Source organism: Methyloversatilis sp. NSM2 (genome assembly GCF_038066675.1).
GTDB classification, from domain to species: Bacteria; Pseudomonadota; Gammaproteobacteria; order Burkholderiales; family Rhodocyclaceae; genus Methyloversatilis; species Methyloversatilis discipulorum_A.
In genome coordinates, this window is record NZ_JBBUKV010000010.1 from 1 (window position 1) to 25,498 (window position 25,498).

Below are 25,498 nucleotides of genomic sequence, written 5' to 3' on the forward strand. Positions count from 1 at the left end.
CAGGAGCGGTCTTCTGACCGCGACTGCGGCCCGTGACCTCGCGCAGTGCTCCATTAAACCGCCGCGTCGCGGTCAGAAGACCGCTCCTACAAAACCTCGGCTCCGATGACGGATCGCGAGCGATCCTTGCGGAAGCGGCCTTGGCCGCAACAGGACCGCGGCGAGCCGCAGGCCTCGACCCTGTCGATCATCGCGGGCAAGCTCGCGCCCACCGCTCACGGCAGTACCCGCAGGCCTGCCGCATCTCCGCTCAGCCTTTCGGCCCCACGCCAAAGAAGCTACGAAAACGGTCCCAGCGGCGCTTGATCCAGGCCCGGGGGGTGTCCTGCACGTAGTAGGTGAGCATGATGGACACACGCTCGCCGTCGGCTTCGGTGGTCTGACGCACGCTGTGCCAGCTCTCCTTCTCGACGACGGCGAAGGCGTAGCCGCTGGCCGGCATGAAATCCATTGCCACGGTCCGCTCAGCGTCCGGCCCGCTCCTGCCGTGGTGGAACACGGTGCCGAGGTGGCGCTGCGCGCCGTCGCCGGGAAGATAGAACTGCACCGTAATCGCCTTGGCCGGAACGTCGGCGTGAATGCCGATGCGGTAGCCCGGCTGATCACGGACCAGGATGGGAATCGGGTAGAAATCCAGCTGGTCGATGGAGCGGCCGAAACGGCCTTCGAGCGAACGCCGGAACTTCCGCTTGAACGCCTCCTGCAATGCGCCGGAGCGCAGCGTGCGCGATACGGCGGTCCACATTGCGCGCTGTTCGGCCGGCAAGCGCCACAGCTGTTCCGGATACAGGTACATGCGCAGTCGCGCGCTGCTGCCGTCGGCGCGCATTGCGTCCTTGTGACGCAGGTCGTGAAAGCGTTCGCGCGCCGGCATCGACGCAAGCAGCCGGGCGTAGAAGTCGGGGGAGAACACGTCGCGCATGTAAGCATGTTCACAAGGGACGATCGCGAGCGCGCTGTCGTGGACGGCCGCGAGCATTCGTTCATCAGGCCCTTCGCTTGAAGCGTCGGCTACTGGTGTGACTGCACTCCGGATATGCATGGGACAAGGCCCTCAACACAGGGACAAGTTAAAAAGCATAGCGCGGTTGTGGCCCGCAGGCACGGGCATAGCCCCCGGGGGAGCGGTCACGGTCAGCAGACGTCCGTCTCCGCGACACTCGCGAACTGCGCCGCGCCGGCCGGACTATCCGTACAAGAACGCGGCTGGGCGGCTTCGCACACGACGAACCACTTCGCGCATCGCACACATCCACGTCGGCAAGGCGTGCGCGGTTACCATAGCGCCCTGCGACCCGACGTGCGGGTCAACTTTCTGTGGGGCAGTCTGATGCGGATCACTTTCATCGGCGGCGGCAATATGGCCAGTGCGCTGATCGGCGGCATGTTGAAACGCGGCGCCATTGCCGCCGACATCGCCGTGGTCGAACTCCAGGCCGACGGCCGCGACCGGCTGGCGCGCGAATTCGGTGTGCGTGCGGTCGAGGCGCTGGATGCCAGTGCGGCAGGCTGTGACCTCATGGTGCTGGCGGTCAAGCCGCAGCAGATGCGCGAAGTATGCGCCAGCATCGCGCCCTTGATCGACGGGCAGACCGTGCTCAGCATCGCCGCCGGCCTGCGCGCGAGCGACATCGGGCGCTGGCTCGGTGGCCGCGCGCGCATGGTGCGTGCGATGCCGAATACGCCAGCACTGATCGGTCGCGGCGTGACCGGTCTGTATGCCGATGCCTCGGTCGGCGCTGCCGAGCGTGCCCGCGCCGAAGAACTGCTGTCGGCGGTCGGTCGTACGGTGTGGGTGGACGACGAGAAGCTGATCGACGCGGTCACCGCGGTATCCGGCAGCGGCCCGGCCTACGTGTTCTATTTCATCGAGGCGATGGTGCGCGGCGGCGAGGCACTGGGGCTCACCGCAGATCAGGCGCGCGAACTGGCCATCGCCACTTTCACCGGCGCGTCGGCGCTGGCGGCACAAAGCCCGGAATCGCCGGCCACGCTGCGTGAGCGGGTCACGTCGAAGGGCGGCACCACCGAGGCGGCGCTGAAGTCGATGAATGCCGACGCGGTCGGCGACGCCATCGTGCGTGCGCTGGCAGCCGCCGCCGCGCGCGGCGCGGAACTGGGCGACCAGCTCGGCGCCGCCTGAACCGCCGCCCGGCCAACACTGTCTTCACGCGATACGACAACGACACGAACCCATGCTGACCGACCTGACCCTGCTCGTCCTCAACGCCGTCGCCAGTTTCATCACCACGCTGCTGCTGGCCCGCTTCTACATGCAGTGGGCGCGTGTGAGCTTCCGCAACCAGATCGGTGCCTTCGTGATACAGACCACCGACTGGGCGGTACTGCCGGCTCGGCGCGTGATACCGGCCATGTTCGGACTGGACATGGCGACACTGGTGGTCGCCTGGCTGATCCAGGTGGCGCTGATCCTGGTAGGCGCGCTGCTGCACGGCAGCATCGGCGCCGACGGTCTGATACCGCTCGCGCTGCTGCGCGGCGTGATCGAGATAGCGCGGCTGTCGGTGTGGTTCCTGATCATCGTGCTCATCATTTCCGCGGTGATGAGCTGGGTGTCGCCGGGCAATCCGATCGGCGGCATGATGAATGCGCTGACCCGCCCCTTCCTGCAGCCGATTCAGCGCGTGATGCCGCCTATCGCCAACGTCGACCTGTCGCCGCTGGTGCTCATCCTCATCCTGCAGATCGTTCTGTACCTGATCGACGCCGTGTCTCGGCAGCTGTTCGGCCTGCTGGTCTGACGCCGCCGCCGGTCGTTCAGGCGCTCATTCAGACGCTCAGATCGACCTGGCTGACGCTACCTGTGCTGCCGTCCTCGCGCAGGTAGATGCCGGTCGCGCGCATTTCGCCCAGCGTCTCGTTGGCGGCGTTGCGCAGGCTGAATGGCGTGTCGACGCGGCCGAGGTAGAAAGCACCGGCGTTGGCCTGTTTCATCGTCTGCAAGGTGCCGGCGCCTTCGGCGTCCGGCCGCCACAGCCGCAGCTGCGCGAAGCCGCTGTCGGCTTCATCGATCCAGCCGTTACCGTCCTCGTCCAGCGCGGCCAGTTCCTCGAAGCCGTTGCCGGTGGTCGGTCCGAACAGTTCGCGGCCGTCGTCGATGCGACCGTTGCCATTGCGGTCGAACGCAAGCATGCCGCGTCCGCCGGCCAGCGGCACCTGCTCCTTGCTGCCGTCGGCATCGAGATCGAAGGCGAAGCGGACGTCGGACAGCGCCGCCGCCGGACCGGCGAAGTCCAGCATCAGCGGGTCTTTCAGCACGGCGTCGCCGGCACGGAAGGATTCGCTGACGCTCATGCTGAAGCTGCGCGACATCTCGCTTTCGAGCTTGAAGGCGATCTCCCGCCCGTCGGCGGTGCGCACCGTGCCCTCGGCGGCGAAGCGGGTGGTTTCCGATTCGCTGTATTCGGCGCGGTAGTCGTATTCGATCCCCCAGCCGACCCGCTGCGGCGCCTGGGACTGCGCCGATGCCGCGGCGCCGGACGAGGCGGGCGGCGCCTCGGTCGGCATGTCCGCGCTGCGCAGCCAGCGCACGGGCTGACCGGTGATCTTCTCTATCATCATGATGAGCAGCGACAGGCGGGGATCGTTGCGCACGGCCTCCTCGATCCCGTCCGGCGCCTCGACCGGATCGGCCTGCTGTGCGGCCAGCGCCGCCGGCGACAGGCTGACGCGCGCCTCGCTGCGTGACGGCGGCGGGCTGTCGGTGGCCGGGCGGCGACGCTCGCCGGTCCACATTTCAAGCCGTTCGGATACCTGCAGACGCCGTGATTCGGCGTGCGAGGACTCAAGCTGTACGGTGCTGGCGGCGACCTTCACGGTTCTGTGCCTCCTGGGTTCTGACCTCGGTGAGCCACCCGGAAAGTGAAGCGCGCGCACGTGCCCACGTGCAATCGGCGACGCATGCAGGCGGGCCAGCATGCGTCCGTACCGACCATCGGGCGGCTTGGCAGCGTCGCACCTGACAGCGAGTCGGGCGGTGTCGCCGCACCCTGCGCGAGGCAGGGCGTCAGCCGCGCGTGCGCTTCACTTTCCGGGCGGATGTACAGGTTTACGACGCGGAAAGAGGTGTTCCACAGGGTTAGACGCCATGCAGGGCGGATGGGCACCCGCTGCCGGACGACACGCGGCGGAAGCCGCGCGTTCAGTGGGTCAGCGCGGGGGCTGCAATGAAGGTGTTGCTGCCGCGGCTGAGGTCCAGCGTGCCGCGGGCGAGGCGACGGCTGTCGCCGTCGATGTCGTTGGCGACCCAGGTTTCGCGGTTTTTGGATACCAGATAGATGAGCACCACATCGCGCGTGACCGGCGGCGCCTCAGGCGTGTCGTCGTCGAACTCGGCCAGCCGCAGCACGCAGCTCAGGCCGATCACATCGATGCCCGGCTCGGCGATGGTTTCCTGCACGAAACGCACCACCGACGCCTCGTCCAGCATGTCCATGCGGGCCAGCGCGGCGTCGGTGATGCGCCCGTGATCCAGCTGCGCCATCAGCGCAGTCGGTCGCGGCGGGCTGCCGCACGCGAGCATCGCGTCGGCGTGATCCTGGCAGGCGCGCAACACAGCGCGGAAACACGCTTCCTCCGTTGGCAGCATGGTTGTCTCCTCCACATGTGTGGGTCGCGTCCATGTGCGCGCCTGATGTGAAAGCTAGACCTGTGCGGAAAGGAAGTCATGACGCGCTGCCATGGCGGCAGTGCACCAAGTGGCGCGGGTTTGCCGGGTGGTTTGCGGGCGAAAGCTCAGGCCGTGGCGGCTTGCGTGAAGTCGTGCAGTGCGGCGTCGGCCTCCGCCGGCGACACGATGCATGCGTCGACGCGGGCGGCCGGCGGGCCGGTCTCGGCCCAGGCCACCAGCGCATCGAGTGCCGCCGGACGACCGACGGCATAAGCCTCGACCGAGCCGTCGCGGCGATTGCGCACCCAGCCGGTCAGTCCGAGGCGACGCGCTTCCTCGACCATGGACGCGCGGAAGAACACGCCTTGCACGCGACCGCTGATCGCAAAATGCAGCGCTTCGACCTCGCTCTCGTCCATCGCCACGCGCTTCTTACTTGACGCGCATGCCCGGCTGCGCGCCGGAATCCGGCGACAGGATGAACAGGCCCGGCACCTCGCCCTTGTCGTCGGAGGCGGCCAGCACCATGCCTTCCGACATGCCGAACTTCATCTTGCGCGGTGCGAGGTTGGCCACCATGACGGTCAGCCGACCGACAAGCAGCGCCGGGTCGTAGGCCGACTTGATGCCGGCGAACACCTGACGCGGGCGTTCTTCGCCGATGTCCAGTTGCAGGCGCAGCAGCTTGTCCGCGCCCTCGACGTGGTCGGCGGCGACGATTTTCGCGATGCGCAGTTCGACCTTGGAGAAATCGTCGATCGAAATGTGGGCACCGGCATCGGCGGCCGGGATTTCAACCTTCTTCGGTGCTTCGGTCTTGGCCGGCACGGCGGCAGGGGCTTGAGTGCTCACCAGGGATTCCTTGTTGGCGTCGACCAGCGCGACCACCTGCTTGGGGTCGATGCGGGTCATCAGGTGCTTGTATTCGTTGATGGTGTGGCCGGCCTTGAGGGTCGATCCGAAGTCGTCCCAGCCGAGCGGCGCGATGTTCAGGAAGCGCTCGACCTCGGCGACCAGATGCGGCAGCACCGGCTTGAGCAGCACCGACAGCTGGCGGAACAGTTCGAGCGCGGTGCTGCACACCGACTGCAGCTTCTCCTCCTGACCGTCCTGCTTGGCGAGCACCCAGGGCGCGTGGTCATTCACGAACACGTTTGCCTGGTCGGCGCAGGCCATCACCTCGCGCAGCGCACGCGCGTAGTCGCGCGACTCGTAGGCGTCGCGGATCGACGCCTCGTGCCAGTGGAAGGGCACGGTCGGTGCCGACAGCGTGCCGCCGAAGCGCTTGCTGATGAAGCCGGCGCAACGGCTGGCGATGTTGATGTACTTGCCGACCAGATCGGAATTCACCCGCGCGACGAAGTCGTCGAGGTTCAGATCGATGTCTTCCATCGAGCCGTTCAGCTTGGCGGCGTAGTAGTAGCGCAGCCACTCCGGATTCAGGCCGAGATCGAGGTAGCTCTGCGCGGTGATGAAGGTGCCGCGGCTCTTGCTCATCTTCTCGCCGTTCACGGTCAGGAAGCCGTGCGCGTTGATCTGGGTCGGCGTGCGGTAGCCCGAGTGCTCCAGCATGGCCGGCCAGAACAGCGCGTGGAAATACAGGATGTCCTTGCCGATGAAATGGACCATTTCGGTGCCGGCCGCTTTTGCGCCCGCGGCATCGAGGAAGTCCGCTTCGCTGATGTCGTGGCCGAGCGCCTTCTGCTTCGCGACGTAGTTGCGGAAGCTGCCAAAGTAGCCGACCGGCGCGTCCAGCCAGACGTAAAAGAACTTGTTGTCGGTGCCCGGAATGCGGAAGCCGAAGTAGGGCGCGTCGCGCGAGATGTCCCAGTCGGACAGGCGGTTGTCGCCCGGCTCGCCCAGCCATTCCTTCATCTTGTTCGCCGCTTCCGGCTGCAGCCGGTTCGAGCCCTGGGTGAAGTCACGCAGGAAGTTCTCGCACTGCGGTGCCGACAGCCGGAAGAAGCAGTGCTCGCTGGCGCGCCGCTCCGGCGCCGCGCCCGACACCACCGAATAGGCGTTCTTCAGTTCGGTCGGCGCATAGGTGGCACCGCACACCTCGCAGGAGTCGCCGTACTGGTCCTTGGCCGAACACTTCGGGCACTCGCCCTTGATGAAGCGGTCCGGCAGGAACATTTCCTTGACCGGGTCGTAGAACTGCTCGACCGAGCGCTGGGCGATCAGGTCGCCCGCCTTCAGCTTGGCGTAGATGTCTTCGCAGAAGGCGCGGTTCTCGTCGGAATCGGTCTGGTGGTAGTTGTCGAAACTGACCAGGAAGCCGCCCAGTTCGCCGGCGCCCTTCTTCCACGCGGTCTGCACGTCGAGGCCGCCGAAAAAGTCGCGGGCGTGTTCGTGCAGCACGCGCTCGACCAGCTGGCGCGGCGTGATGCCCTCCTTCTCGGCGCGCAGCATGATGGGCGTGCCGTGCTGGTCGTCGGCGCCGACGTAATGCACCTCGTGCCCGCGCATGCGCTGGAAGCGCACCCAGATATCGGTCTGGATGTATTCGACCAGGTGGCCGAGGTGGATGGCGCCGTTGGCGTAAGGCAGGGCGCTGGTGACGAGCAGGCGGCGGCGGGACATGATGGAGGGCGAAGTGACAGCCAAAGCGGGGAAACCCGCAATTCTACTGCCCGCACGCGGCTGCGCCACGGTGCGCGGGTGTATCGGTTATACTTTAGTAAATTGATCGGGTATTCCGCGACAGGCGCGCACGAGGCGCGGCGGCGGCTGCCCAGCGTACGGAGTTGTCCATGTCCATCACCGAAGCCCAGGTCCAGAGTGCGCTCAAGGAACTGATAGACCCGAATACCGGCAAGGATTTCGTCAGCACGCGCAGTGCGCGGAACATCCGCATCGATGGCGCCGACGTGTCGGTCGATATCGAACTGGGCTATCCGGCGAAGAGCCAGATGGACCACCTGCGCCGCCTCGCCATCGCCTGTCTGCGCGCGATTCCGGGTGTTGGCAACGTGAGCGTCAGCGTGACGCAGAAGATCGTGTCGCACGCGGTGCAGCGCGGCGTGAAGCTGCTGCCCGGCGTCAAGAACATCATCGCCGTCGCCTCCGGCAAGGGTGGCGTCGGCAAGAGCACGACCGCAGTCAACCTGGCGCTGGCGCTGGCCGCCGAAGGAGCCACCGTCGGCCTGCTCGACGCCGACATTTACGGCCCGTCGCAGCCGCAGATGCTGGGCATCACCGGCCGCCCGGAATCGCCGGACGGCAAGTCGCTGGCGCCGATGACCGCCTACGGCATACAGGCGATGTCGATCGGCTTCCTGATCGACGTCGAGACGCCCATGGTGTGGCGCGGCCCGATGGTGACCTCGGCGCTGGAACAGCTGCTGACCGAAACCCGCTGGGACGACGTTGACTACCTGGTGATCGACATGCCGCCGGGCACCGGCGACATCCAGCTCACGCTGGCGCAGAAGGTGCCGGTCACCGGTGCGGTCATCGTCACGACGCCGCAGGACATCGCGCTGCTCGACGCGCGCAAGGGCTTAAAGATGTTCGAGAAGGTAGGCATCCCCATCCTCGGCATCGTCGAGAACATGAGCCTGCACACCTGTTCCAAGTGCGGCCACGAAGAGCACATCTTCGGTGAGGGCGGCGGCGCACGCATGGCGGCCGACTACGATCTGGAGGTGCTCGGTTCGCTGCCGCTGGCGATGCAGATCCGCGAACAGGCCGATTCCGGCAAGCCGACCGTAGTGTCGGACCCGGATGGCCGCGTTGCCGAGATCTATCGCGACATCGCGCGCAAGGTTGCCGTGAAGATCGCCGACAAGGCGAAGGACATGACGGCTAAGTTCCCGAGCATCGTCGTGCAGAACACCTGATCGAGCCGCCCGCCGGGCGGTCGCGTGGGAGAGTCCGGATGAAGCTGCTGAAACTGTGTGTACTTGCATCCTGTTGCGCGCTGCCCGCCTCTCTGCAGGCAGCCGACCCGGTCAAGGGCGGGGAACTGATGACCGAAGCGCAGTGCGAGAGCTGCCACGACGATCGCTATGGCGGCGGCGACGGAACCCAGATCTATCTGCGCAGCGACCGCCGCGTCAATTCACTGGCGCAGCTGGCCACCCAGGTCAGCGTATGCAATTCGCAACTCAATACCGGCTGGTTTCCGGAAGACGAGGCGCACGTCGTCGCCTATCTGAACAAGCGCTTCTACAAGTTCAGGTAGGGTCAGTCAGCTCGCCGAGCGCCGGCAGTAGCAATAGACGAACTGCTGCACGGCGCCGCCCGGCGTATGGTGCGTTTCGCGGCTGTGTTCCAGCAGTTCGAAGGGCGCGCCGAACTCCGCGTGCAGCGCGTCGGCGCCGTAGCGCATGACCGGCAGCCCGCTGCAGCGATCCGGCCCGTCTTTTGCGAAGGTGGCGACGATGACGTGACCGCCCGGCTTCACCGACTGCAGCACCCGTTCGACATAGGCGTGTCGCTGTGCCGCATCAGTGAGGAAGTGGAAGACCGCGCGGTCGTGCCACAGGTCGTAGCGCTGGCGCGGCAGATCGACCGCGGTAATGTCCGCCTCGACCCAGCTCACCCGTCGCGCGTCGTCGCCAAGCCGCGCCTGCGCCGCAGCCAGCGCGACAGCGGACAGATCGAGTACGGTGAGGTCGTGATAGCCACGCGCCAGCAAATCGTCGACCAGCGTCGATGCGCCGCCGCCGACGTCGATGATCGCCGCTTCGCGCGCAAGGCCAGTGCGAGCGATCAGCTCCAGCGAGTGTTCGGCATGCGGCTGGAACCAGCTCACGCTGTCTGGCGCCCGCTGGGCATACACAGCTTCCCAGTGAGTCTTTGCCTGGCCGTTCATCGCGCGGCAGCCTTCAAACCGGTGGCGATCGCATCGTCCAGGTAGGCGCCGTAGAAATCCGCCTTGCCGGCGCCGATCAGCGGCGAAGCGACCTGCTGGCCCCGCGCGTCGAGGAACAGCACGGTGGGGGCAAACTGCACCTTGAGCCGTCTGGCAAAGGCCGCCTGCGTGGTCGAGGTGCCATCGAAATCCGTCAGCACGCGTGTGCTGCTCAGGTCGATCTCGCGCACCACCAGCCGGCCACGATTGGCCGCGTCGCGCGCCAGCGGCGCCAGGTAGTGGCTGCGCACCTCTTCGCAGTAGTGGCAGCCGGGCAAGGAGAACAGTACGACGAACACCACGCCCGGGTTGGCCGCCTCGCGCGCGTCGTTTGCCGCGTGCACCAGCACCGGCAGCGCCGCGCCGGCGGTACGCGCCGGCTTGGCGGCCAGCGCCGGGCAGACGACCAGTGCAGCCACGGCGATGAGGGCGCGCCAGTTCATTTGCCGAGCGCCTCCTGTTCCATGCGCAGAAAGGTGCCGTAGGCATTGATGCGGTTGGCGGCATCGAAGGCCGGCATCTTTTCCCAGCGGCTCCAGTCGGTGCGCGTGTAGGCCTCGTCGAAGGGCATGAACTCGGCGACGGCGCGGCCCATCTGCTCGCGCAGGTAGCCAATGTAGTCGCGGGTCATGCCGAGATCGCGCGACGGGTCGGTCGAGGCCGGGCCGTGGCCGGTCACCAGCGTGCCCGGCTTCATCGCCAGCAGCTGCTCCATCGTGACCAGCCAGCGCTTGCTGTCGGCGTCGCCGACGAAGGGGATGCGGCCGATGAACAGGATGTCGCCCGAGTAGATGACACGGTCCTCGCGCACGACGATGACCATGTCGTCCGGTGCGTGCGCAGGGCCGAGATAGACCAGCTCGAAGGTGATGTCGCCCATGCGGAAGCTGGTGTCGCCCTCCAGCCACACATCGGCGCCGACCAGCCGCGTGTTGGCGTCTACCCACGGGTCAAGGTCGCGCCGCCGCTGTTCGAGGCGTGCGCGCCCCTCTTCGCCTTCGATGTACTCGCGCCCTGCGCGGTGCGCCCACACATCGGCGCCGACCGCCTTGAATGCCTGCAGGCCGTAGAAATGATCGGCGTGATAGTGGGTGACCAGCACGCGGCGGATCGGCTGGTCCGTTACCGTGCGGATCGCGGCGATCAGCGCCTCGCCGAGTGCCGGCGTGCCGAGCGCGTCGATCACCACGACGCCGCCGCCCGTGACGACGAAGCCGGCATTCGAGTTGAACGCCTCGTTGGCCAGGCTGGCCGGGCCGGATTCGCCCTGCACGAACCAGCTGTGCGGGCCGACCTGCACCGGCTTAAGCGGTGCGCGCAAGGCGGGTGCGTCGCCCGCTGCCGCGAACTGCGCGAGGAGGAGTGCGCAGGCTGCAAGCAGCTGCCGGAGCGGCGGGCGACGCAGTGGGCGCATGGTCAGGCCATCCCTGGGTTGCCGGCTACGCCCTGCAGTTCGGGCAGGTTGAGCTTGATCGGCTTCACCGTCTTCACGTCCTTCAGATAGCGTGCCATCAGGTCCCAGATCGGTTCGCCGCCAGCGTTCCGCGCCTCTTCCGACACCGGCGCCCAACCGGCGACGCGGTAGGTCTTCGACGCTTCGAGCGGCTTGCCGTTGAGCGTCATGCCGCTGATGCGGCTGCCCATCTTCGCGGTCGGATCGCAGCGGTACTGCAGGCCGCCTACGCGCACCATGTCGCCGCCCTGCTGGTAATAGGGATCGGGGTTGAACAGGTTGTCGCAGACGTCTTCCAGCACCGTCTTGATGAATTCCCCGGTCATCGGCGTCAGCGTCGTGTACGGATAGGTGATGGCCGTCTGGTCAAGCAGATTTTCCATGGTGATGGCATCGCCCGGCAGCAGGCTGGTGCCCCAGCGGAAGCCCGGCGAGAATGCGATCTCGGCGTCCTTCATCTTCATCAGCCCGTCGAGGATGAGCTGATCGAAACTGCCGTTGAAGTTGCCGCGGCGGTACAGCAGACCTTCGGTCACCGCCAGCTTCTCGCCCAGCTTCGCCTCATGCGGCGCGCGCATCTTCGTCACCAGTGCCGTCATGTCGGCGTCGGCCGGAATCAGGTTGGAGAACACTGGCAGCAGGTGGTAGCGGAACTCGCTCACCTTGCCGCCCTTGACGTCGAAATCCAGCACGCCAAGGAACTTGCCATTGGAGCCGGCGTTGGTCACCAGCGTCTGGCCGCCGCCGTTCTTCACGATGACCGGTGCCGGCACACCGTCGTGCGTGTGGCCGCCCATGATGGCGTCGATGCCGCGCACGCGCGAAGCCATCTTGATGTCGACGTCCATGCCGTTGTGCGACAGCACGACCACCACCTGCGCGCCCTTCGCGCGGGCGGCGTCGACGTGTTCCTGCATCGACTCGTCGTTGATGCCGAAGCTCCATTCCGGCGTGAAGTAGCGCGGATTGGCGATCGGCGTGTAGGGGAAGGCCTGGCCGACGATGGCCACCGGTACGCCGTTGATCTGCCGGATCACGAAGGGCTGGAACACCTGATCGCCGAAGTCGGTGGTCTTCACGTTCTGCGCGACGAAGTCGATCTTGCCGGCGAAATCGCCATCGACGATCTGCTTCACGCGCTCGGCGCCATAGGTGAATTCCCAGTGGCCGGTCATCACGTCGACACCGAGCAGCTTGCAGGCGTCGACCATGTCCTGCCCCTTCGTCCACAGCGAAAGACCGGATCCCTGCCAGGTGTCGCCGCCGTCGAGCAGCAGTGCACCGGGCCGGCTGGCCTTCATGCGCTTGACCAGGGTGGCGAGGTGGGCGAAGCCGCCGACCTTGCCGTAGGTCTTCGCCGCCTGGGCGAAGTCGAGATAGGTGAAGGCGTGCGCCTGCGGCGTGCCCGGCGCGATGCCGAACTGCTTCAGCAATTTCTCGCCGACCAGATGCGGCGCGCGACCGGCCATGTCGCCGATGCCCAGATTCACGTCCGGCTCGCGGAAGTAGATCGGCATCAGCTGCGCATGGCAGTCGGTCATGTGCAGCAGGCTCACGTTGCCGAAGCGCGGCAGTTCGTACATCTGCCCGGCCGCTGCCGCGGCGCGGGCAAAGTCGCTGTGCAGGGTCATTCCGCCGGCGCCGGCCAGCGCCAGCAGCTGCAGGAACTCGCGGCGGTGCATGCTCATCGGCGCATCACTCCGCGTTGACCGGCGACTTCGGGTCGAGCAGCAGGGCCACGATGTGGCGGATCTGCTTCTCGTCGAGGATGGCGTGCGCGCCGAAACGCGGCATGTTGGTGCAGGCGGTGTAGGCGTTCGGATTCCAGATCTTGCCCCACACGTACTTCTGCGTCGCCTCGGTGTTGCCGTGCAGCTTGCCGTACTGGTAGAGGCTGGGGCCGATAGTGCCGAAGGAAATTTCCTTCTTCGTGATGCGGTGGCAGTTGTAGCAGTTGCCGCCGTTCGGATCGCCCGCCTTGTCGCTCCAGGTCAGGCCGCGACCGCTCTGCGCGATCTTCTCGCCTTCCTTCCAGTCGCCGAGATAGTTGCCGTCGGACGGCCACTTGATGGCGGCCATCGCGCTTTCCTGGATACGGTCGCGCAGATCGTCGTCGATGTGATGGCCGTGCTTGGAGCAGGCGGTCATCACATCGTCCTGCTGCAGGCGGTCGGTCTTGACGATGCCCTGTTCGCGGAACGAACGTGCCATCACTTCGGCGGTGTCTCGGTCATACGCCGCCTGCTGTTCGGCGCTCGGGCGGCCACCGGCACAGCCGGCGACGGTAGCGAGGGTGCCCAGTGCGAGTGCGGTGTTGCGCAAGGTCGTGTTCATGTGTCCTCTCCTCAGCGCTTGATCGAAGGCGCGGTGCTTTCGCCGGCACCGTTGGCGGTCACACCCAGATAGGCCGACAGCGCGATGGTCACGTCGGACCCGTACAGCGGGTAAGGGAAACGCTGCTGGCGGAAGCAGTCGTTCAGGCGCCGCTGCATGCTCCACAGTTCGCCGCTGGATACGCGGTAGGCCGGCCATGCGCCGAAGCCGCGCGCGGCGTCCGGGCCCTTGGTCAGGTTGGGCAGATCCTGCAGGCGGATGCGCTTGCCGTCCTCGCCATGACAGGTGACGCAACCGAAATCGTGCGTGCCGCCGCGGTAGTTGAAGGCGCGCTTGCCGATCTCATACATGCGCTTCTCTTCCGGGTGCGAGGTCGGCACGTTGAACTTCATGCCGCGCGACTCGGCGGAAATCCACGCCACCAGCGCCTCGATGCTCTTCTGCTCGCCCTTGCCGAAGGGCGTCTTCGCGACCTCGTCGGCCGGAATGCCCTGCAGCGTTTCCATGCAGGTGAGCAGGCGCGATTCGAGGTCCTGCACCCGCTTGGTGTCGGCGAAGTAGCGCGGCAGCGTGACGAAGGCGCCCTTCACCACGCCCGGGCCCTGGCCCAGGTCGCACTTCTCCAGCGAGGCGTTCTTCGGGCCGCGCGCGGTGCGCCACAGTTCCTCGCCCTGCATTTCCCACAGTTCGGCGGGATTGCCGTCAGCCAGTGCCTCGCGGTACTTGGCAATGCCTTCGGCGGTCGCGTCGGCGCCTGCCGGCATCGCCGGCAGCATCAGCGCCAAGGCCGATGCGGCAACGCATGCGGCGTATCGGGTGCCATTCATATCTCTTCCTCCAGTCCTGCGTGTGATGACTCGACTGTGTGCGGGACTGACCTTCGTGAGGTCGTCCTGTCTCTTTGGTGGAGTGCTCCAGCGCTGCACGCCGGCCGGGGCGTCAGGACACGACGACTTCGTCGGTGCGCTTCTCGCCCTTGTTGTCCACCCAGCTCACGCTCACCTTGTCGCCCTTGGCACCGCCCTTGAACTTGAACTGCAGATAGGGGTTCTTCGATACCGCCGGGCCGAACTGGCCGGCCAGCACGACGCGGCCATTGTGGGTGGCGGTGATTTCGGTGATGTGGTGCGCCGGGATCAGGGCACCGGACGCGTCCTTGCGCTGGCCGGTTTCCATGTCGTGGCTCATCAGGATCTTCACTTCGGTTTCGGTGCCATTGCTGGCGGCGCGGATGCGCATCGGACCTGCTGCCATGTCTTGCTCCTTGAATGTACGGGTGTCGGGGAAGTCCGGGGGCTCAGCCGCCGCAGCCGCCCAGCGTCACCTTGATTTCCTTGGTGGTCATGTAGAAGCTGCCACCGGCCTTGACCAGCGCGAACACGTTCGAGGTCTGACCCATCTTGACGCGCGTGCTGACGTCGGCGGCCGTGCCCTCGGGCAGCGTGAAACTGGCGGCCAGCATGCTCGGGTTCTTCTCGATCAGGATGGCGATGAACTCGGTGCCCGGCAGCGTGCTCTTGACGGCGACCGGCACGACGGCGCCGTTCTCGGCGATGTCGGGCGCATTGATCTGCACGTCCTTCGAGTCGGCCGGTTTGCCTGCGCCGAGCGCCTTGAGCGCGTCGTCCATCGTCTTGGCGTCGAATGCCGCCTTGTCCCATGCTGCCTGCGCCACTTCCGGCGTGATCAGGCCCGCGGCAACCAGCACGCCGAACAGGCCCAGTGCGCCCCCGGACTTCAGGGCTTCTCTTCGCTGCGAGTTCATCTACTTCCTCCTCAGTTTTCGGGCGAACCCGACAAGATCCATTTCACCAACGCGCTGACGTCGGCATCGCTGACCTGCGCTTGCGGCGGCATCGGGACGTCGCCCCAGGCGCCGCTGCCGCCATTCCTGATGCGGGCGGCGAGACCGGATTCTGCACCCTTGTCGTCCTTGTAGCGCTGCGCAACGTCGCGGAAGGCTGGGCCGAGTATCTTGCTGCCGACACCGTGGCAGCCGCTGCAGCCGTGCTTCTTCATCAGCTCGAGCGCCGGATGCGGCTTGGCGGCGGGCGCTGCAGCAGCGCCAGTCTTCTGGCCGCGCACCGGGCCGACCACACGGTTCTGCTCGGCCAGATTGCCGTGCGCATCGCGGGCGTAGTCGGGCAGGCTGGAACCCAGAGTGATCTGCGTCTTGCAGTTCTTCATGCAGGCGACGTTCTTCACGTCCGGCTTGCCTTTGACGTCCCACAGCCCGTGCTTCGTCGTCATGCCGTTGCGGTTGGGCATGCGCTTCTGTACGTCGGCGATGTTCTTGTCCGACAGCACATAATCGGCCGGCACGATCTCACCCAGATTCAGGATGTAGGCGAGCACGGCGTAGGTGTCATCGGCGCTGAGCGACTTCGGTGCATTCCACGGCATCGCACGGTGAATGTAATCCCACAGCGTGGATACGGTGGCCACTTTCATCAGCGTCGTGCGCTGCGGCGCGTCACCGCGGATATAGGCGCCGACGCGGCCCTTCTCGATGTCTTCCTTCGTCGTACCGCCGACGATGGGCGTGAACACCTCGTTGCTCTCGCCGAAGGTACCGTGACAGGAGGCGCACTTGCTCTCCCACACCTCCATGCCACGATCGACCGAGCCGGAACCGGGCGGCAGACCAGTGAAGTCGGGGCGTACGTCGATATCCCAGGCCTTCACCTCGGCCGGCGTAGCGCTGCGACCGATGCCTTCGTACTTGCCGGCGGCAAGGGTGGCGCCCGCGCTCAGTGCGAGTGCGGCAGCGAGGGCGAGTTCAGTAAACCTGGACATTGCTCACGTCTCCGCTTTCCGCCAGCTTCCACGACTGGATGGCGTTGTTGTGATAGATCGAGCGCGTGCCGCGCACCTCGCGCAGTTGCGCGTAGTTCGGCTGCACATAGCCGGTGTCGTCCATCGCGCGCGACTGCAGAATGGCCGGACTGCCGTCCCACACCCAGTCGATGTTGAAGCGGGTGAGCGCCTTCGACAGCACCGGTGTTTCCAGCCGGGCGGTGCGCCAGTTGCGGCCACCGTCGGTCGATACATCCACCCGCTTGATCTTGCCGCGGCCCGACCAGGCGAGGCCGGAGATGTTGTGGAAGCCACGGTCGAGCAGGGTCTGTCCGCCCGACGGCGTGGTGATGACCGACTTGCACTCCTGGATCGACGTGTACTGGCGGTGGGTGCCATCCGGCAGCAGGTCGATGTAGTGGATGGCTTCGTCCTTCGCCGCCCACGGCTTGTCGCCGACCTCGATGCGACGCAGCCACTTCACCCAGGACACGCCCTGTATGCCCGGCACCACCAGGCGCAGCGGGTAGCCGTTCTCCGGACGCAGCATTTCGCCGTTCTGACCCCATGCGACGAGCACATCGTCGAGCGCGCGGTCGAGCGGGATGGTGCGCGTCATGCTCGAACCGTCGGCGCCTTCGGCCAGCACGAACTTCGCACGCTTCATGTCGATGCCGCAGTCGTCGAGCAGCACCGACAGCGGCACACCGGTGAATTCCGAACAGGACAGCATGCCGTGCGTGTACTGCACGGTGGGCACCGCAACATTGCCCCATTCCATGCCGGTATTGGCACCGCACTCGATGAAGTGGATGCGCGACACCGAGGGCAGGCGCATCAGGTCGTCCATCGTGTAGACGCGGGCTTCCTTCACCAGACCATTCACCATCAGGCGGTGACGGGCCGGGTCGATGTCGTGCCAGCCCTGATGGTGGCGCTCGAAGTGCAGGCCGGACGGCGTGATGATGCCGAACAGGCCCTGCAGCGGCGCGAACGACACCGAGGCGGCGGCGACCCGGGTCAGGCCCGGGCTCTCGCGGCGCTTCAACCCGGACTCATACTGCGACGGTGTGCCGTAAGGCCGCTCGGCCACCGGGCGGCCCAGCGTGGTGCTGTGCTCGGGTAGCGTCAGGATGGCCGGGTCGCCCTCGGCGGCGCGCGCGACTGCGGTGCCGGCCGCCACCGCAGTCGCGGCGACGAACGCGTTGCGCAGGAAATCGCGCCGACCGGCGGCGACCTCGCCTATCTGTTCAGGTGTAAGAAAGCCTTCGGGTGCGCGACGGATGCGCCCCGGACGGACGGGTGGCTGGGACATGTCTTCTCCGTGACTATTCGGACGCGATTTCGAGCGCGCGGCCGACCTTCTTCAGCGAGGCCTTGCTGGGTTTGCTGGGCAGATTGAGCGCGCTGCCCGACGCGATCTGAATGCAGACGGTGCGGCAGATCGACGGGAAGTTGGGGTCGATCAGCTTGTAGAAGACCATGCTGCCGTCCTTGCGGCGGCCGACGATGCCGGCGCGGTACAGCATGTTGAGATGGCGGGACGTGTTGGTCTGGCTCAGACCGGACTGGCTGACGACGTCGGCGACAGAGCGCTCGCCATCGCACAGGCAGTGCAGGATTTTCAGCCTTGCCGGCTCGGCCAGCAGTCCGAAGTAATCGGCCACCGACTCGAATACCTTGTCCAGCTCCGGATCGTGTTCCATCGCTGCTCCTCATATCGTTTGAATTGAGCATATGCGCGATTGCGCATATCTGCAAGAAAAAATTTATCGATCTTTTGACTTGAGGGTGCGCGTTTTTTTGTCTAGCGTGTCGATAGTCCGCAACGAGCGCCTGCGCCAGAACGGACGCAATGGAACCCCAGTGCAGATACCGAGGAGGAAAAGAATCTTGAACAAGACATTGCCAGGGCTGACTCTGGCACTGCTGTCGCTGAGCGCGACGGCGGTGTACGCGGCGGATCCGAATCTCGGCCGCAATCTTGCGGCAACCTGTGCCAACTGCCACGGCACCGACGGCAACAGCGTCGGTGGCATGGAAGTGCTGGCGGGCATGCCCAAGGGCAAGATGCTCAATTCGCTGAAGGCTTTCCGCAACGGCGAGAAGCCGGCAACCATCATGCACCAGATCTCGAAGGGCTATACCGAGGCTCAGCTCGAACTGATCGCGGACTATTTCTCGTCGCGCACGCCGACCGGAGGTGGCAAATGAGCATCGGACGTCGCGGTTTCATACAGGGCACGCTGGGCGTGTCGGCCATGGCGGCGCTCTACGGTTGCGCCGGTGCCGGCAAGGGCAAGGGTCACGTGGTGGTGGTCGGTGGCGGCTACGGCGGCGCCACTGCAGCCAAGTACATTTCGATGTGGAGCAATGGCGGCATCCGCGTGACGCTGGTCGAGCGCAACGCCGCCTTCGTTTCGTGCCCGATCTCCAATCTGGTGCTGGCTGGCGAGAAGCAGCTGTCGGACATCACGGTGGGCTACGAAGGTCTGGCCAAGTACGGCATCAAGGTGGTGCAGGACGAAGTGACCGCGGTCGATGCCGACAAGCGCGTGGTCAAGCTCGCCAAGGGCGGCGACCTCGCTTACGATAGGCTGGTGCTGTCGCCGGGCGTGGACTTCATGTACGACGGGCTCCCCGGGCTGCAGTCGGCCGCAGCGCAGCAGGCCATCCTGCACGCCTGGAAGGCCGGTCCGCAGACGGTGGCGCTGCGCAAGCAGCTCGAAGCGATGCCGGATGGTGGCGTGTTCGCGATGACCATTCCGAAGGCGCCCTATCGCTGCCCGCCCGGACCGTACGAGCGAGCCTGCATGGTGGCGCACTACTTCAAGACGAAGAAGCCGAAGTCCAAGGTGCTGGTGCTCGATGCCAACGAGGAGATCGTGTCGAAGAAGGGCCTGTTCCTGAAGGCCTGGGCCGACAACTACAAGGACATCATCGAGTACCGCCCGCAGAGCGAGCTGCGCGACGTCGATGCCGGCAACCGTACGGCCATCCTCGAGTTCGATCAGGTGAAGGCGGACGTGCTCAACGTGGTGCCGCCGCAGCGCGCCGGCGACATCGCCGCGAAATCGGGGCTGAAGCTGATCAACAACCGCTGGGTGGACATCAACTGGCTGACGATGGAATCGACCAGCACGCCGAACATCCACGTGCTCGGCGACGCCATCTTCCCGGCGCCGACCATGCCGAAGTCGGGCCATATGGCGAACCAGCACGCGAAGCTGGCTGCCGCCGCCATCGTGAACCTGATGGCCGGTCAGCCGCCGTCGGACTCGCCACTGGTGATGAACACCTGCTACAGCTTCGTCGATGCGACCAACGTCGTACACGTGGCGTCGGTGCACGCCTACGACCCGGCCACCAAGCAGGTGCAGCCAGTCAAGGGCGCCGGCGGCCTGTCCGCGGGCCCGACCGAGATGGAAGGCAAGTTCGCGCTTGCCTGGGCGAAGAACATCTGGGCCGACATGCTGGTCTGATTGCGCCGTCTTCTCCGCCCAGGGCGGCTCTCCGACAAGGGGAGCCGCCCTTTTTTCATGTCTGCGCGTCGGCCCCGACCCCGCTATTGACCGGGTAGAAACCCTCGATACCGGCCGTGCTCGTCCGGATTTTCCCCGCCCTCCTCGCCGCGTAGAACTGTCGCTGTCATGCGATGCGCCCGCAGCGGTGCACGCACGACGGACAACAAGGCAGTCATGCCCACAACAAGGACAAGGAGGAAGAAGGATGAGCCGTGTACTCAAGCGGACGGTGACGGTATTCGCACTTGCGCTGCCGGTGGCGGTGCAGGCGGCGGCAGGTGACTGGGAGCTCAGTCTGGGACTGATGTCGGTCAACGCGGACATGGATTCACCGGTGCTGGGCGTCGACGCATCGGACCGGGTGACGCCGGTGATCAACGCAAGCTATTTCCTGACCCGTCAGATCGCGCTGAATACCGCGGCCGGCATTGCGCGTCACCGCTTCAGCCTCGGCGGTGCCACGCTGGGCCGGGCTTCGATGGCGCCGCTGAACCTGGTGACGCAATGGCATTTCCTGCCTGAAGGGCGCTTCCGTCCCTATGTCGGCGTCGGCGTCCACCACACGCTGTTCTTCGACCAGGAAGGACCGGTCTTCGACCAGCTCGCCCGCTTCAAGTCCGATACCGGTCTCGTGCTGCAGGCAGGTGTCAGCTGGTCGGTGTCGGAGCGCTGGTTCATCAACCTGGACTACAAGAAGTTCTACCTCGAAACCGACGTGCGCTTCTCCGGAGCGCCCGCCCGTGTGGAACGCATCGGTCTCGATCCCGACGTGTTCAGCCTTGCATTCGGCATGCGCTTCTAAGCGGCGACGGCGGCCATGCAGGATGACCTTCCAGTGCCTGATGGCGTGGCCGTCGTCGTCGATGCGCGCGGCAGCCATTGCCCGGGCGCGCTGATGGAACTGATCGTGGCGCTCAAGCACGCGCGGCGCGGAGAGTTCCTGCTGGTGCTGGCAGACGACCCCGGTTCGGCTCGGGAAATTCCCGAGTGGCTGGCCAAGGTGGGTCAGCGTCACGTGTCTACCCGCAACGAGCAGGGGGTTCTGCACATCATGGTCGAGAAGACGCGTGGCTAGGCCCATGCCGGAGGAGCGGACATCATGCGCATCATGATCGTCGGCGCCGGCATCGGTGGCACGATACTGGCCAACAGGCTGGCAAGGCTGCTAGCACCGGAGCTGCAGCGCGGCGAGGTGGACGTGGTGGTGCTCTCGGCGTCTCCCAGACATCTCTACCAACCGGGACTGCTGCATCTCGCGCTCGGACAGACCACCGTGGATGCCTTGTATCGCGACCAGCGCACGCTGCTCGATCCGCGCATCGCGCTGCTGATCGACGAAGTGGTCGCCTTTGCGCCGGACTCGAAGCAGGTGCGCGGAGCCAGCGGCAATGCCTACAGCTATGACTGGCTGGTCATCGCCACCGGCTCGCGGGTCACGCCTGAAGAGGTGCCAGGCCTGGCCGAAAATGCGCACGGCTTCTACACCGAGGCGGCGGCACTCAGGCTGGCACAGGCACTGCAGGCCTTCGACGGTGGCCGCGTCGTCGTCACCACCGGCGTCCCACACAAATGCCCGATGGCACCGCTGGAACTGACCTTCCTGCTGCAGGACCTGTTCGTGCGACGTGGCATCGCGCCGCGCGTCGATCTGCTCTACACCTATCCGATCGGCCGCCTGCATTCGATCGAGGCCGTGGCCGAGTGGGCGCGCATCGAGTTCGCCCGCCGCGGCGTACGCAGCGCGACCTACTTCAATATCGCGTCGGTCAATGGCGCTACGCGCACGGTGCACAGCGAGGAGGGGCTGAGCGTCGACTACGATCTGCTGATCGCCATTCCGCCGCACCGTGGCGCCGAGGCGATCGAACGCAGCGGTCTGGGTCCGCGCGGCTGGGTGCCGACGCATCGGCGGCTGCTCTCCATGCAGGGGCGCGACGATGTGTTCGTGCTCGGCGACACCACCAATCTGTCGGTGAGCAAGGCGGGCTCGACGGCTCGTTTCCAGGCCGAGGTGATCGCCGCGAACCTGGCCTCCCGCGTACGCGGCGGCGGCGACACCCATGGCTATGACGGCAAGGTGTTGTGCTTCATCGAAACCAGCCGTGACCGCGCCACCTACGCCGCCTTCAACTACGCCGAACCGCCGCGCCCGCACGCGCCCAGCCGCGCGATACACATGGCGAAGACCTTCTATCACCGTCTCTACTGGTCGTCGCTGAGAGGTTTTCCGTGACGGCCCGCGCAGAGGACTGGCGTGCGCTGGAGGACTGGTGCGAACGCGCCGGACTGACCGAGGCGCCGTGCGTGCTGGCGGATATGGCACGAAGCGGCGCGCTCGATCGCCTGGTCGCAGACGCGATCCGCGCCTGGCGGCAGCACGATGCGCGGCATACCGGCGCCTACGAGCCGGCCGCGCCGGAGGCAGTCGGCCTGCAGCGGCTATTCGAACTGTTCGAGGACGGCTTCACGCCCGACATGGTCTCCGACGCTGCCGATCTGGCGGGCGGTGCGCTGCGCCTGCTGCGTCTGCTGAACAGTCCGGGCGTGGCCCGTCTGCTCGATCGTCTTGAGCGCGCGGCATCGCGCGACGACGGGCTGGAGTGCTCCGCTCTGCTGACGCTGCTTCAGGCCCTGAACGACGGGTCGGCGCGCGCCGCCGGCGCTGCATCGCCCGGTGGAGCGGCATCGCTTTTTCGCCTGCTGATGCGCCCGGACACTCAGGATGCGCTGCACTGGCTGGCCGCGGTGGCGCGCAGTGCGCGCGGCGGCTGAACTCAGCGCCCGTCGAGCCCGAGCGCGGCTTCGGCGTAAGACCGGAACTGCGCCAGCGCCCGCGCGATCGCGACGGCGGGGTCGCGGACGCGGCCCATGACCAGCGCGCCCTCGATCACCACGAGCAGGTGCTCGGCCAGATCTTCGGCACGCACCGGAGGTGGAGTTTCCAGCAGCGCGATGATCTGCGCGAACTGCGCGCGGGCGCCCTCCATCCAGCGTTCCAGCGCGGCGGCGCAGGCCCGCCGCAGCGGAGAGGACGGATCGGACGACTCGTAGGCGAGGATGGCGAACAGGCAGCCTTCGCGAAAGCGCGCGTCTTCGCCGTACATGTCGCCGAGCAGGTCGAGGTAGGCGTGCAGCTGGCTGCGTGCGCTGCGCTTGCGCAGCGGAAGATGGGCCTGCATGCGCAGCCGGCCCTCCTGTTCGAAATGGTCGAGCAGGGCCAGGCCGAACCCTTCCTTGTCGCTGAAGTGATGGAAGAAGGCGCCCTTCGTCATCTGCGACAGCGTGCAGATCTCATCCACCGACGTCGCCGAGAAGCCCTTGCGCATGACAAGGTCGCGAGCAGTGTCGAGCAGTTCGTTCTTGCGGGAAGGGCGGCTCATGCGGGCGGCGCGGACGGAGTAGACAGCCGCTTTCTAGCACGAGGCGCGACTGCGTGGCGGGGTCCGTCGCACGACAGATGCCGCGGTGAAAACAGGGGCGTGCGCCATCGGAGGCGATATGGCGCACGCGCCGCGGAAGTTTCCCCTTCTTCCCGGTCGAGATGCGACACCACGCGGGGGCTGCGCGGTGCGCGATGCGGTGCGGTCGACCGGCAGGTGCGGGCACGCACGCACCGGAGCCGCGACTCTTGTGCCCGCGACCGGCGCGGAGGGCCGGGCGCTCGGTCGCGGGATGTCGCCACTATGGCCGAGCGGCACGGGAGGCGGAAATCCGGTCGATTCCCTGTTCCGCCAAGGGGTTTCCCGCGCGGCCGTGCGGCATGCTCGTGCCGGTGCCGATCCAGCCGGAGTCCGGCGACTGGATGCACAGCGACTGCTTCACCAGTTCGGTCAGCGAGCGCGCAGCCATCTTTTCCATCACGTGCGCGCGGTGCGCCTCCACCGTCTTGCTCGACAGGCCGAGCACCTGCGCGATCACCTTGTTCGGCCGGCCCTCGACCACCAGATCCATCACCTCGCGCTCGCGTGGCGTCAGGCTGGCGTAGCGGTCGAGCAGCGCTGCGCGGGCGCTGCGGCAACGGCGCGCTTCACTGTTGAGCCCGATCGCCTGCTGTACGCGGTCGAGCAGGGTCTGGTCGTCGAAGGGCTTCTCCAGGAAGTCGAAAGCGCCGGCCTTGATCGCCTTCACCGCGTTGGCCACGCCACCGTGACCGGTGATGAAGATGACCGGCAGTCCGACATCGCGATCGCGCAGCCGCTGCTGCAGCTCGAGGCCACTCATGCCAGGCATGCGTACATCGAGCACCAGACAGCCCCACGGATCGGCGTCCATCGCGGCGATGAAGTCGAGCGCGTTGCGGTAGGTCCGGACGCGGAGCCCGATGGACTCCAGCAACCAGGACAGCGACGACGACACCGCGTCGTCGTCGTCAACCACGTAGACCGTCGGTTCCGTTCCGTCCATGCAGTGTCTCCCCCGTTTGCAGCGTGAACCGGAAGGTCGCGCCGTCGTTGTCGTTCTTTGCGAGCCAGAGTTGTCCGCCGTGTGCTTCGATGATGGAGCGGCTGATCGGCAGACCCATGCCCATGCCTTCGTCCTTGCTGGTGAAGAAGGGCTGGAAGATGCGCGACGGGTCGGCGCCGTCGATGCCGGGCCCGGAGTCGGCGATGTCCACGAAGGCGTAGCCGTCGTGTCCGTGCCCGGTGGATACGCGGATCTCGCGGCAAGGGGATGCGGCGGTCGTCATCGCCTCGATCGCGTTGCGCATCAGGTTCAGCAGCACCTGCTCCACCTCGATGCGCGATCCGCGCGCCGGCGGCAGGTCGGCGGCCGGCGAGAACAGGATGCTCACGCCGTGCGCGCGCGCTTCCGAGCCGATCAGCGCGCTGGTGGCCTGCACGATGTCGTTGAGGTCGAGCGCGGTGAGCGCCGGTTCGCGTTTGCCGAGGAAGGTACGCAGATTGCGGATGATGCCGGCGGCACGCTCCGCCTGCGTGCACACGTGTTCGAGCGATTCGAGCACCTCCGGTGCGGCGGCGGCCTGAGCGCGCAGGCGACGCAGCGACCCGCGCGTGTAATTGACGATGGCCGCCAGCGGCTGGTTCAGCTCGTGCGCGAGATTGGTCGCCATCTCGCCCATGGTGCAGGTGCGCACCACGTGGGCGAGCGCGGACAGGTGCTGTCGGTCCTGTTCCTCGGCGGCGCGCCTTTCGGTCATGTCGCGGGTGACGCCGAGCAGCGCGATGATGTGGCCATGTTCGTCGCGCAGCGGTGCCGCACTGGTTTCCATCCAGCGCAGACGCCCCTGCAGGCTGGTCAGGCGGAATTCCAGTCGCCCGCTCTCGCCGCGGAACACGCGCTCGGTCAGTTCGATATAGGGCTGGCGATGCTCTTCGGCGATGAAGGAGAAGATGGAGCGACCGATCACCTGCTCCGTCGACCGCGCGTCCATCATGGCAAGACCGGCCGGGTTCATTTCCAGCACGCTGCCATCGCAGGTATGCAGCTTCACGCACTCCGGCTCGGATTCGAGCAGCAGACGCAGCCGCTGCTCGCTCGCCGTCAGGCGCGCCTCGGCCTCGCCGTGCGCGGTCACCAGCGCATCGCGCTCCGATTGCAGTGTCCGTATCGTCTGCGCCGCCTCCGCCAGTCGCTGCCGGTGCGTGCGCAGCGCCCATATCGACGAGGTGGCCAGCGCGAGCGTGGCGAGCAGACCGATGCCGGTCAGCGCATTCATGCCTGATGCACCGTGCATTCGACACCGGCTAAGGGAAATCCCTCGGCTGCGCCGGAGTTCGTCCGGATGGTGGCGCTGCCGTGCCGGCGGTAGCGTTGAGGCCGTTCCGGAGTACAGACCCGGGCCGGCGAGCCAGAAGGCATGTCGGAACGATGAGCGGCAGTCTTCACGATGGCTGATCCAGTGCTCCGGGCTGCTGCGTTGCAGCGACAAGAATGGCGGCGCA

29 protein-coding genes are annotated in these 25,498 nt (G+C 66.4%); 10 read left to right on the plus strand and 19 right to left on the minus strand.

Annotation, left to right across the window (positions count from 1 at the left end; translation table 11 throughout):
- Window positions 1-250 precede the first annotated feature (250 nt).
- Window positions 251-1,042 (minus strand): hypothetical protein, encoded by a 792-nt coding sequence (locus WJU27_RS15980; RefSeq protein ID WP_341422720.1) that lies wholly within the window; start codon window positions 1,040-1,042, stop codon window positions 251-253.
- Window positions 1,043-1,330: 288 nt separating this feature from the next.
- On the opposite strand from WJU27_RS15980, the gene proC reads away from it, so the two are divergent.
- Both proC and WJU27_RS15990 read left to right on the plus strand, forming a co-directional pair.
- Window positions 1,331-2,143 carry a pyrroline-5-carboxylate reductase gene (proC, locus tag WJU27_RS15985; protein WP_296807758.1) on the plus strand — a complete coding sequence of 271 codons (813 nt, stop codon included), beginning with the start codon at window positions 1,331-1,333 and terminating at the stop codon, window positions 2,141-2,143.
- 52 nt (window positions 2,144-2,195) lie between these two features.
- Complete coding sequence (locus WJU27_RS15990; RefSeq protein ID WP_020162964.1) at window positions 2,196-2,762, plus strand: YggT family protein; 567 nt, start codon at window positions 2,196-2,198, stop codon at window positions 2,760-2,762.
- Between the two features lie 28 nt (window positions 2,763-2,790).
- Here WJU27_RS15990 and WJU27_RS15995 read toward each other — a convergent pair whose 3' ends face one another.
- From WJU27_RS15995 to metG, 4 genes are all read right to left on the minus strand, one after another.
- Window positions 2,791-3,837 (minus strand): hypothetical protein, encoded by a 1,047-nt coding sequence (locus WJU27_RS15995; protein ID WP_341422721.1) that lies wholly within the window; start codon window positions 3,835-3,837, stop codon window positions 2,791-2,793.
- Between the two features lie 325 nt (window positions 3,838-4,162).
- The gene (locus tag WJU27_RS16000; RefSeq protein ID WP_341422722.1) at window positions 4,163-4,609 is read right to left on the minus strand and encodes a hypothetical protein; all 447 of its coding nucleotides are present in this window, start codon (window positions 4,607-4,609) and stop codon (window positions 4,163-4,165) included.
- A 146-nt stretch (window positions 4,610-4,755) separates the two neighbouring features.
- Complete coding sequence (locus WJU27_RS16005) at window positions 4,756-5,049, minus strand: acylphosphatase (RefSeq protein WP_020162961.1); 294 nt, start codon at window positions 5,047-5,049, stop codon at window positions 4,756-4,758.
- A gap of 13 nt (window positions 5,050-5,062) precedes the next feature.
- Window positions 5,063-7,213, minus strand: a complete 2,151-nt coding sequence (gene metG, locus WJU27_RS16010) for a methionine--tRNA ligase (RefSeq protein ID WP_341422723.1) — start codon at window positions 7,211-7,213, stop codon at window positions 5,063-5,065.
- Window positions 7,214-7,383: 170 nt separating this feature from the next.
- Here metG and apbC point away from each other — a divergent pair, with 170 nt between their 5' ends.
- Both apbC and WJU27_RS16020 read left to right on the plus strand, forming a co-directional pair.
- Window positions 7,384-8,472, plus strand: a complete 1,089-nt coding sequence (gene apbC, locus WJU27_RS16015) for an iron-sulfur cluster carrier protein ApbC (RefSeq protein WP_341422724.1) — start codon at window positions 7,384-7,386, stop codon at window positions 8,470-8,472.
- A gap of 38 nt (window positions 8,473-8,510) precedes the next feature.
- Window positions 8,511-8,816, plus strand: a complete 306-nt coding sequence (locus tag WJU27_RS16020; RefSeq protein WP_341422725.1) for a hypothetical protein — start codon at window positions 8,511-8,513, stop codon at window positions 8,814-8,816.
- A 6-nt stretch (window positions 8,817-8,822) separates the two neighbouring features.
- On the opposite strand, the gene WJU27_RS16025 is transcribed toward WJU27_RS16020, so the two are convergent.
- The 11 genes from WJU27_RS16025 to WJU27_RS16075 form a co-directional block, all read right to left on the minus strand.
- Window positions 8,823-9,449: a class I SAM-dependent methyltransferase gene (locus tag WJU27_RS16025; RefSeq protein WP_341422726.1), complete on the minus strand. Its 627-nt coding sequence runs from the start codon at window positions 9,447-9,449 to the stop codon at window positions 8,823-8,825.
- A complete protein-coding gene (locus tag WJU27_RS16030) occupies window positions 9,446-9,931 on the minus strand; it encodes a thioredoxin fold domain-containing protein (RefSeq protein ID WP_341422727.1) in 486 nt (161 codons plus the stop codon). The genes WJU27_RS16025 and WJU27_RS16030 overlap by 4 nt, the downstream gene beginning before the upstream one ends.
- Window positions 9,928-10,809, minus strand: coding sequence for an MBL fold metallo-hydrolase (locus WJU27_RS16035; RefSeq protein WP_341422728.1), 882 nt, complete (start codon window positions 10,807-10,809; stop codon window positions 9,928-9,930). The genes WJU27_RS16030 and WJU27_RS16035 overlap by 4 nt, the downstream gene beginning before the upstream one ends.
- A gap of 95 nt (window positions 10,810-10,904) precedes the next feature.
- Window positions 10,905-12,629, minus strand: coding sequence for a thiosulfohydrolase SoxB (soxB, locus tag WJU27_RS16040; protein WP_341422729.1), 1,725 nt, complete (start codon window positions 12,627-12,629; stop codon window positions 10,905-10,907).
- Window positions 12,630-12,636: 7 nt separating this feature from the next.
- Window positions 12,637-13,275 carry a sulfur oxidation c-type cytochrome SoxX gene (gene soxX, locus WJU27_RS16045; RefSeq protein ID WP_341422730.1) on the minus strand — a complete coding sequence of 213 codons (639 nt, stop codon included), beginning with the start codon at window positions 13,273-13,275 and terminating at the stop codon, window positions 12,637-12,639.
- A gap of 11 nt (window positions 13,276-13,286) precedes the next feature.
- Window positions 13,287-14,102, minus strand: a complete 816-nt coding sequence (gene soxA / locus WJU27_RS16050; protein ID WP_020162953.1) for a sulfur oxidation c-type cytochrome SoxA — start codon at window positions 14,100-14,102, stop codon at window positions 13,287-13,289.
- A 112-nt stretch (window positions 14,103-14,214) separates the two neighbouring features.
- The gene (gene soxZ, locus WJU27_RS16055; RefSeq protein ID WP_020162952.1) at window positions 14,215-14,529 is read right to left on the minus strand and encodes a thiosulfate oxidation carrier complex protein SoxZ; all 315 of its coding nucleotides are present in this window, start codon (window positions 14,527-14,529) and stop codon (window positions 14,215-14,217) included.
- A gap of 43 nt (window positions 14,530-14,572) precedes the next feature.
- The gene (gene soxY / locus WJU27_RS16060) at window positions 14,573-15,040 is read right to left on the minus strand and encodes a thiosulfate oxidation carrier protein SoxY (protein ID WP_020162951.1); all 468 of its coding nucleotides are present in this window, start codon (window positions 15,038-15,040) and stop codon (window positions 14,573-14,575) included.
- Window positions 15,041-15,051: 11 nt separating this feature from the next.
- On the minus strand, window positions 15,052-16,071 hold the full coding sequence (locus tag WJU27_RS16065; RefSeq protein WP_020162950.1) for a c-type cytochrome: 1,020 nt from the start codon (window positions 16,069-16,071) through the stop codon (window positions 15,052-15,054).
- Window positions 16,055-17,386, minus strand: a complete 1,332-nt coding sequence (gene soxC / locus WJU27_RS16070) for a sulfite dehydrogenase (protein ID WP_341422731.1) — start codon at window positions 17,384-17,386, stop codon at window positions 16,055-16,057. Before soxC ends, WJU27_RS16065 begins: the two co-directional genes overlap by 17 nt.
- 13 nt (window positions 17,387-17,399) lie before the next feature.
- Window positions 17,400-17,777, minus strand: coding sequence for an ArsR/SmtB family transcription factor (locus WJU27_RS16075; RefSeq protein WP_019915880.1), 378 nt, complete (start codon window positions 17,775-17,777; stop codon window positions 17,400-17,402).
- 187 nt (window positions 17,778-17,964) lie between these two features.
- Between WJU27_RS16075 and WJU27_RS16080 the strand changes: the two genes are divergently transcribed.
- From WJU27_RS16080 to WJU27_RS16105, 6 genes are all read left to right on the plus strand, one after another.
- Window positions 17,965-18,285, plus strand: coding sequence for a c-type cytochrome (locus tag WJU27_RS16080; RefSeq protein ID WP_020162948.1), 321 nt, complete (start codon window positions 17,965-17,967; stop codon window positions 18,283-18,285).
- Window positions 18,282-19,553 carry an NAD(P)/FAD-dependent oxidoreductase gene (locus WJU27_RS16085; RefSeq protein WP_020162947.1) on the plus strand — a complete coding sequence of 424 codons (1,272 nt, stop codon included), beginning with the start codon at window positions 18,282-18,284 and terminating at the stop codon, window positions 19,551-19,553. Before WJU27_RS16080 ends, WJU27_RS16085 begins: the two co-directional genes overlap by 4 nt.
- Window positions 19,554-19,800: 247 nt before the next feature.
- Window positions 19,801-20,397: an OmpW/AlkL family protein gene (locus WJU27_RS16090; RefSeq protein ID WP_341422732.1), complete on the plus strand. Its 597-nt coding sequence runs from the start codon at window positions 19,801-19,803 to the stop codon at window positions 20,395-20,397.
- Window positions 20,398-20,412: 15 nt separating this feature from the next.
- Window positions 20,413-20,670, plus strand: a complete 258-nt coding sequence (locus tag WJU27_RS16095) for a sulfurtransferase TusA family protein (RefSeq protein WP_341422733.1) — start codon at window positions 20,413-20,415, stop codon at window positions 20,668-20,670.
- Window positions 20,671-20,694: 24 nt separating this feature from the next.
- Window positions 20,695-21,828, plus strand: a complete 1,134-nt coding sequence (locus WJU27_RS16100; RefSeq protein WP_341422734.1) for an NAD(P)/FAD-dependent oxidoreductase — start codon at window positions 20,695-20,697, stop codon at window positions 21,826-21,828.
- Window positions 21,825-22,367, plus strand: coding sequence for a hypothetical protein (locus WJU27_RS16105; RefSeq protein ID WP_341422735.1), 543 nt, complete (start codon window positions 21,825-21,827; stop codon window positions 22,365-22,367). Before WJU27_RS16100 ends, WJU27_RS16105 begins: the two co-directional genes overlap by 4 nt.
- 2 nt (window positions 22,368-22,369) lie before the next feature.
- Here the strand turns inward: WJU27_RS16105 and WJU27_RS16110 are convergent, their stop codons facing one another.
- From WJU27_RS16110 to WJU27_RS16120, 3 genes are all read right to left on the minus strand, one after another.
- On the minus strand, window positions 22,370-22,975 hold the full coding sequence (locus tag WJU27_RS16110) for a TetR/AcrR family transcriptional regulator (RefSeq protein ID WP_341422736.1): 606 nt from the start codon (window positions 22,973-22,975) through the stop codon (window positions 22,370-22,372).
- Window positions 22,976-23,276: 301 nt separating this feature from the next.
- Complete coding sequence (locus WJU27_RS16115; protein ID WP_341422737.1) at window positions 23,277-23,999, minus strand: response regulator transcription factor; 723 nt, start codon at window positions 23,997-23,999, stop codon at window positions 23,277-23,279.
- On the minus strand, window positions 23,965-25,272 hold the full coding sequence (locus tag WJU27_RS16120; protein WP_341422738.1) for a two-component system sensor histidine kinase NtrB: 1,308 nt from the start codon (window positions 25,270-25,272) through the stop codon (window positions 23,965-23,967). The genes WJU27_RS16115 and WJU27_RS16120 overlap by 35 nt, the downstream gene beginning before the upstream one ends.
- Between the last annotated feature and the right edge of the window lie 226 nt (window positions 25,273-25,498).

Bases quoted from the DNA above. Each gene is read 5' to 3' on its own strand.
- WJU27_RS15980 (WP_341422720.1), bottom strand. From the start codon at position 1,042: ATGCATATCCGGAGTGCAGTCACACCAGTAGCCGACGCTTCAAGCGAA.
- proC (WP_296807758.1), top strand. From the start codon at position 1,331: ATGCGGATCACTTTCATCGGCGGCGGCAATATGGCCAGTGCGCTGATC.
- WJU27_RS15990 (WP_020162964.1), top strand. From the start codon at position 2,196: ATGCTGACCGACCTGACCCTGCTCGTCCTCAACGCCGTCGCCAGTTTC.
- WJU27_RS16000 (WP_341422722.1), bottom strand. From the start codon at position 4,609: ATGCTGCCAACGGAGGAAGCGTGTTTCCGCGCTGTGTTGCGCGCCTGC.
- WJU27_RS16005 (WP_020162961.1), bottom strand. From the start codon at position 5,049: ATGGACGAGAGCGAGGTCGAAGCGCTGCATTTTGCGATCAGCGGTCGC.
- metG (WP_341422723.1), bottom strand. From the start codon at position 7,213: ATGTCCCGCCGCCGCCTGCTCGTCACCAGCGCCCTGCCTTACGCCAAC.
- apbC (WP_341422724.1), top strand. From the start codon at position 7,384: ATGTCCATCACCGAAGCCCAGGTCCAGAGTGCGCTCAAGGAACTGATA.
- WJU27_RS16020 (WP_341422725.1), top strand. From the start codon at position 8,511: ATGAAGCTGCTGAAACTGTGTGTACTTGCATCCTGTTGCGCGCTGCCC.
- WJU27_RS16025 (WP_341422726.1), bottom strand. From the start codon at position 9,449: ATGAACGGCCAGGCAAAGACTCACTGGGAAGCTGTGTATGCCCAGCGG.
- WJU27_RS16030 (WP_341422727.1), bottom strand. From the start codon at position 9,931: ATGAACTGGCGCGCCCTCATCGCCGTGGCTGCACTGGTCGTCTGCCCG.
- soxB (WP_341422729.1), bottom strand. From the start codon at position 12,629: ATGAGCATGCACCGCCGCGAGTTCCTGCAGCTGCTGGCGCTGGCCGGC.
- soxX (WP_341422730.1), bottom strand. From the start codon at position 13,275: ATGAACACGACCTTGCGCAACACCGCACTCGCACTGGGCACCCTCGCT.
- soxA (WP_020162953.1), bottom strand. From the start codon at position 14,102: ATGAATGGCACCCGATACGCCGCATGCGTTGCCGCATCGGCCTTGGCG.
- soxZ (WP_020162952.1), bottom strand. From the start codon at position 14,529: ATGGCAGCAGGTCCGATGCGCATCCGCGCCGCCAGCAATGGCACCGAA.
- soxY (WP_020162951.1), bottom strand. From the start codon at position 15,040: ATGAACTCGCAGCGAAGAGAAGCCCTGAAGTCCGGGGGCGCACTGGGC.
- WJU27_RS16065 (WP_020162950.1), bottom strand. From the start codon at position 16,071: ATGTCCAGGTTTACTGAACTCGCCCTCGCTGCCGCACTCGCACTGAGC.
- soxC (WP_341422731.1), bottom strand. From the start codon at position 17,386: ATGTCCCAGCCACCCGTCCGTCCGGGGCGCATCCGTCGCGCACCCGAA.
- WJU27_RS16075 (WP_019915880.1), bottom strand. From the start codon at position 17,777: ATGGAACACGATCCGGAGCTGGACAAGGTATTCGAGTCGGTGGCCGAT.
- WJU27_RS16085 (WP_020162947.1), top strand. From the start codon at position 18,282: ATGAGCATCGGACGTCGCGGTTTCATACAGGGCACGCTGGGCGTGTCG.
- WJU27_RS16090 (WP_341422732.1), top strand. From the start codon at position 19,801: ATGAGCCGTGTACTCAAGCGGACGGTGACGGTATTCGCACTTGCGCTG.
- WJU27_RS16095 (WP_341422733.1), top strand. From the start codon at position 20,413: ATGCAGGATGACCTTCCAGTGCCTGATGGCGTGGCCGTCGTCGTCGAT.
- WJU27_RS16100 (WP_341422734.1), top strand. From the start codon at position 20,695: ATGCGCATCATGATCGTCGGCGCCGGCATCGGTGGCACGATACTGGCC.
- WJU27_RS16110 (WP_341422736.1), bottom strand. From the start codon at position 22,975: ATGAGCCGCCCTTCCCGCAAGAACGAACTGCTCGACACTGCTCGCGAC.
- WJU27_RS16115 (WP_341422737.1), bottom strand. From the start codon at position 23,999: ATGGACGGAACGGAACCGACGGTCTACGTGGTTGACGACGACGACGCG.
- WJU27_RS16120 (WP_341422738.1), bottom strand. From the start codon at position 25,272: ATGAATGCGCTGACCGGCATCGGTCTGCTCGCCACGCTCGCGCTGGCC.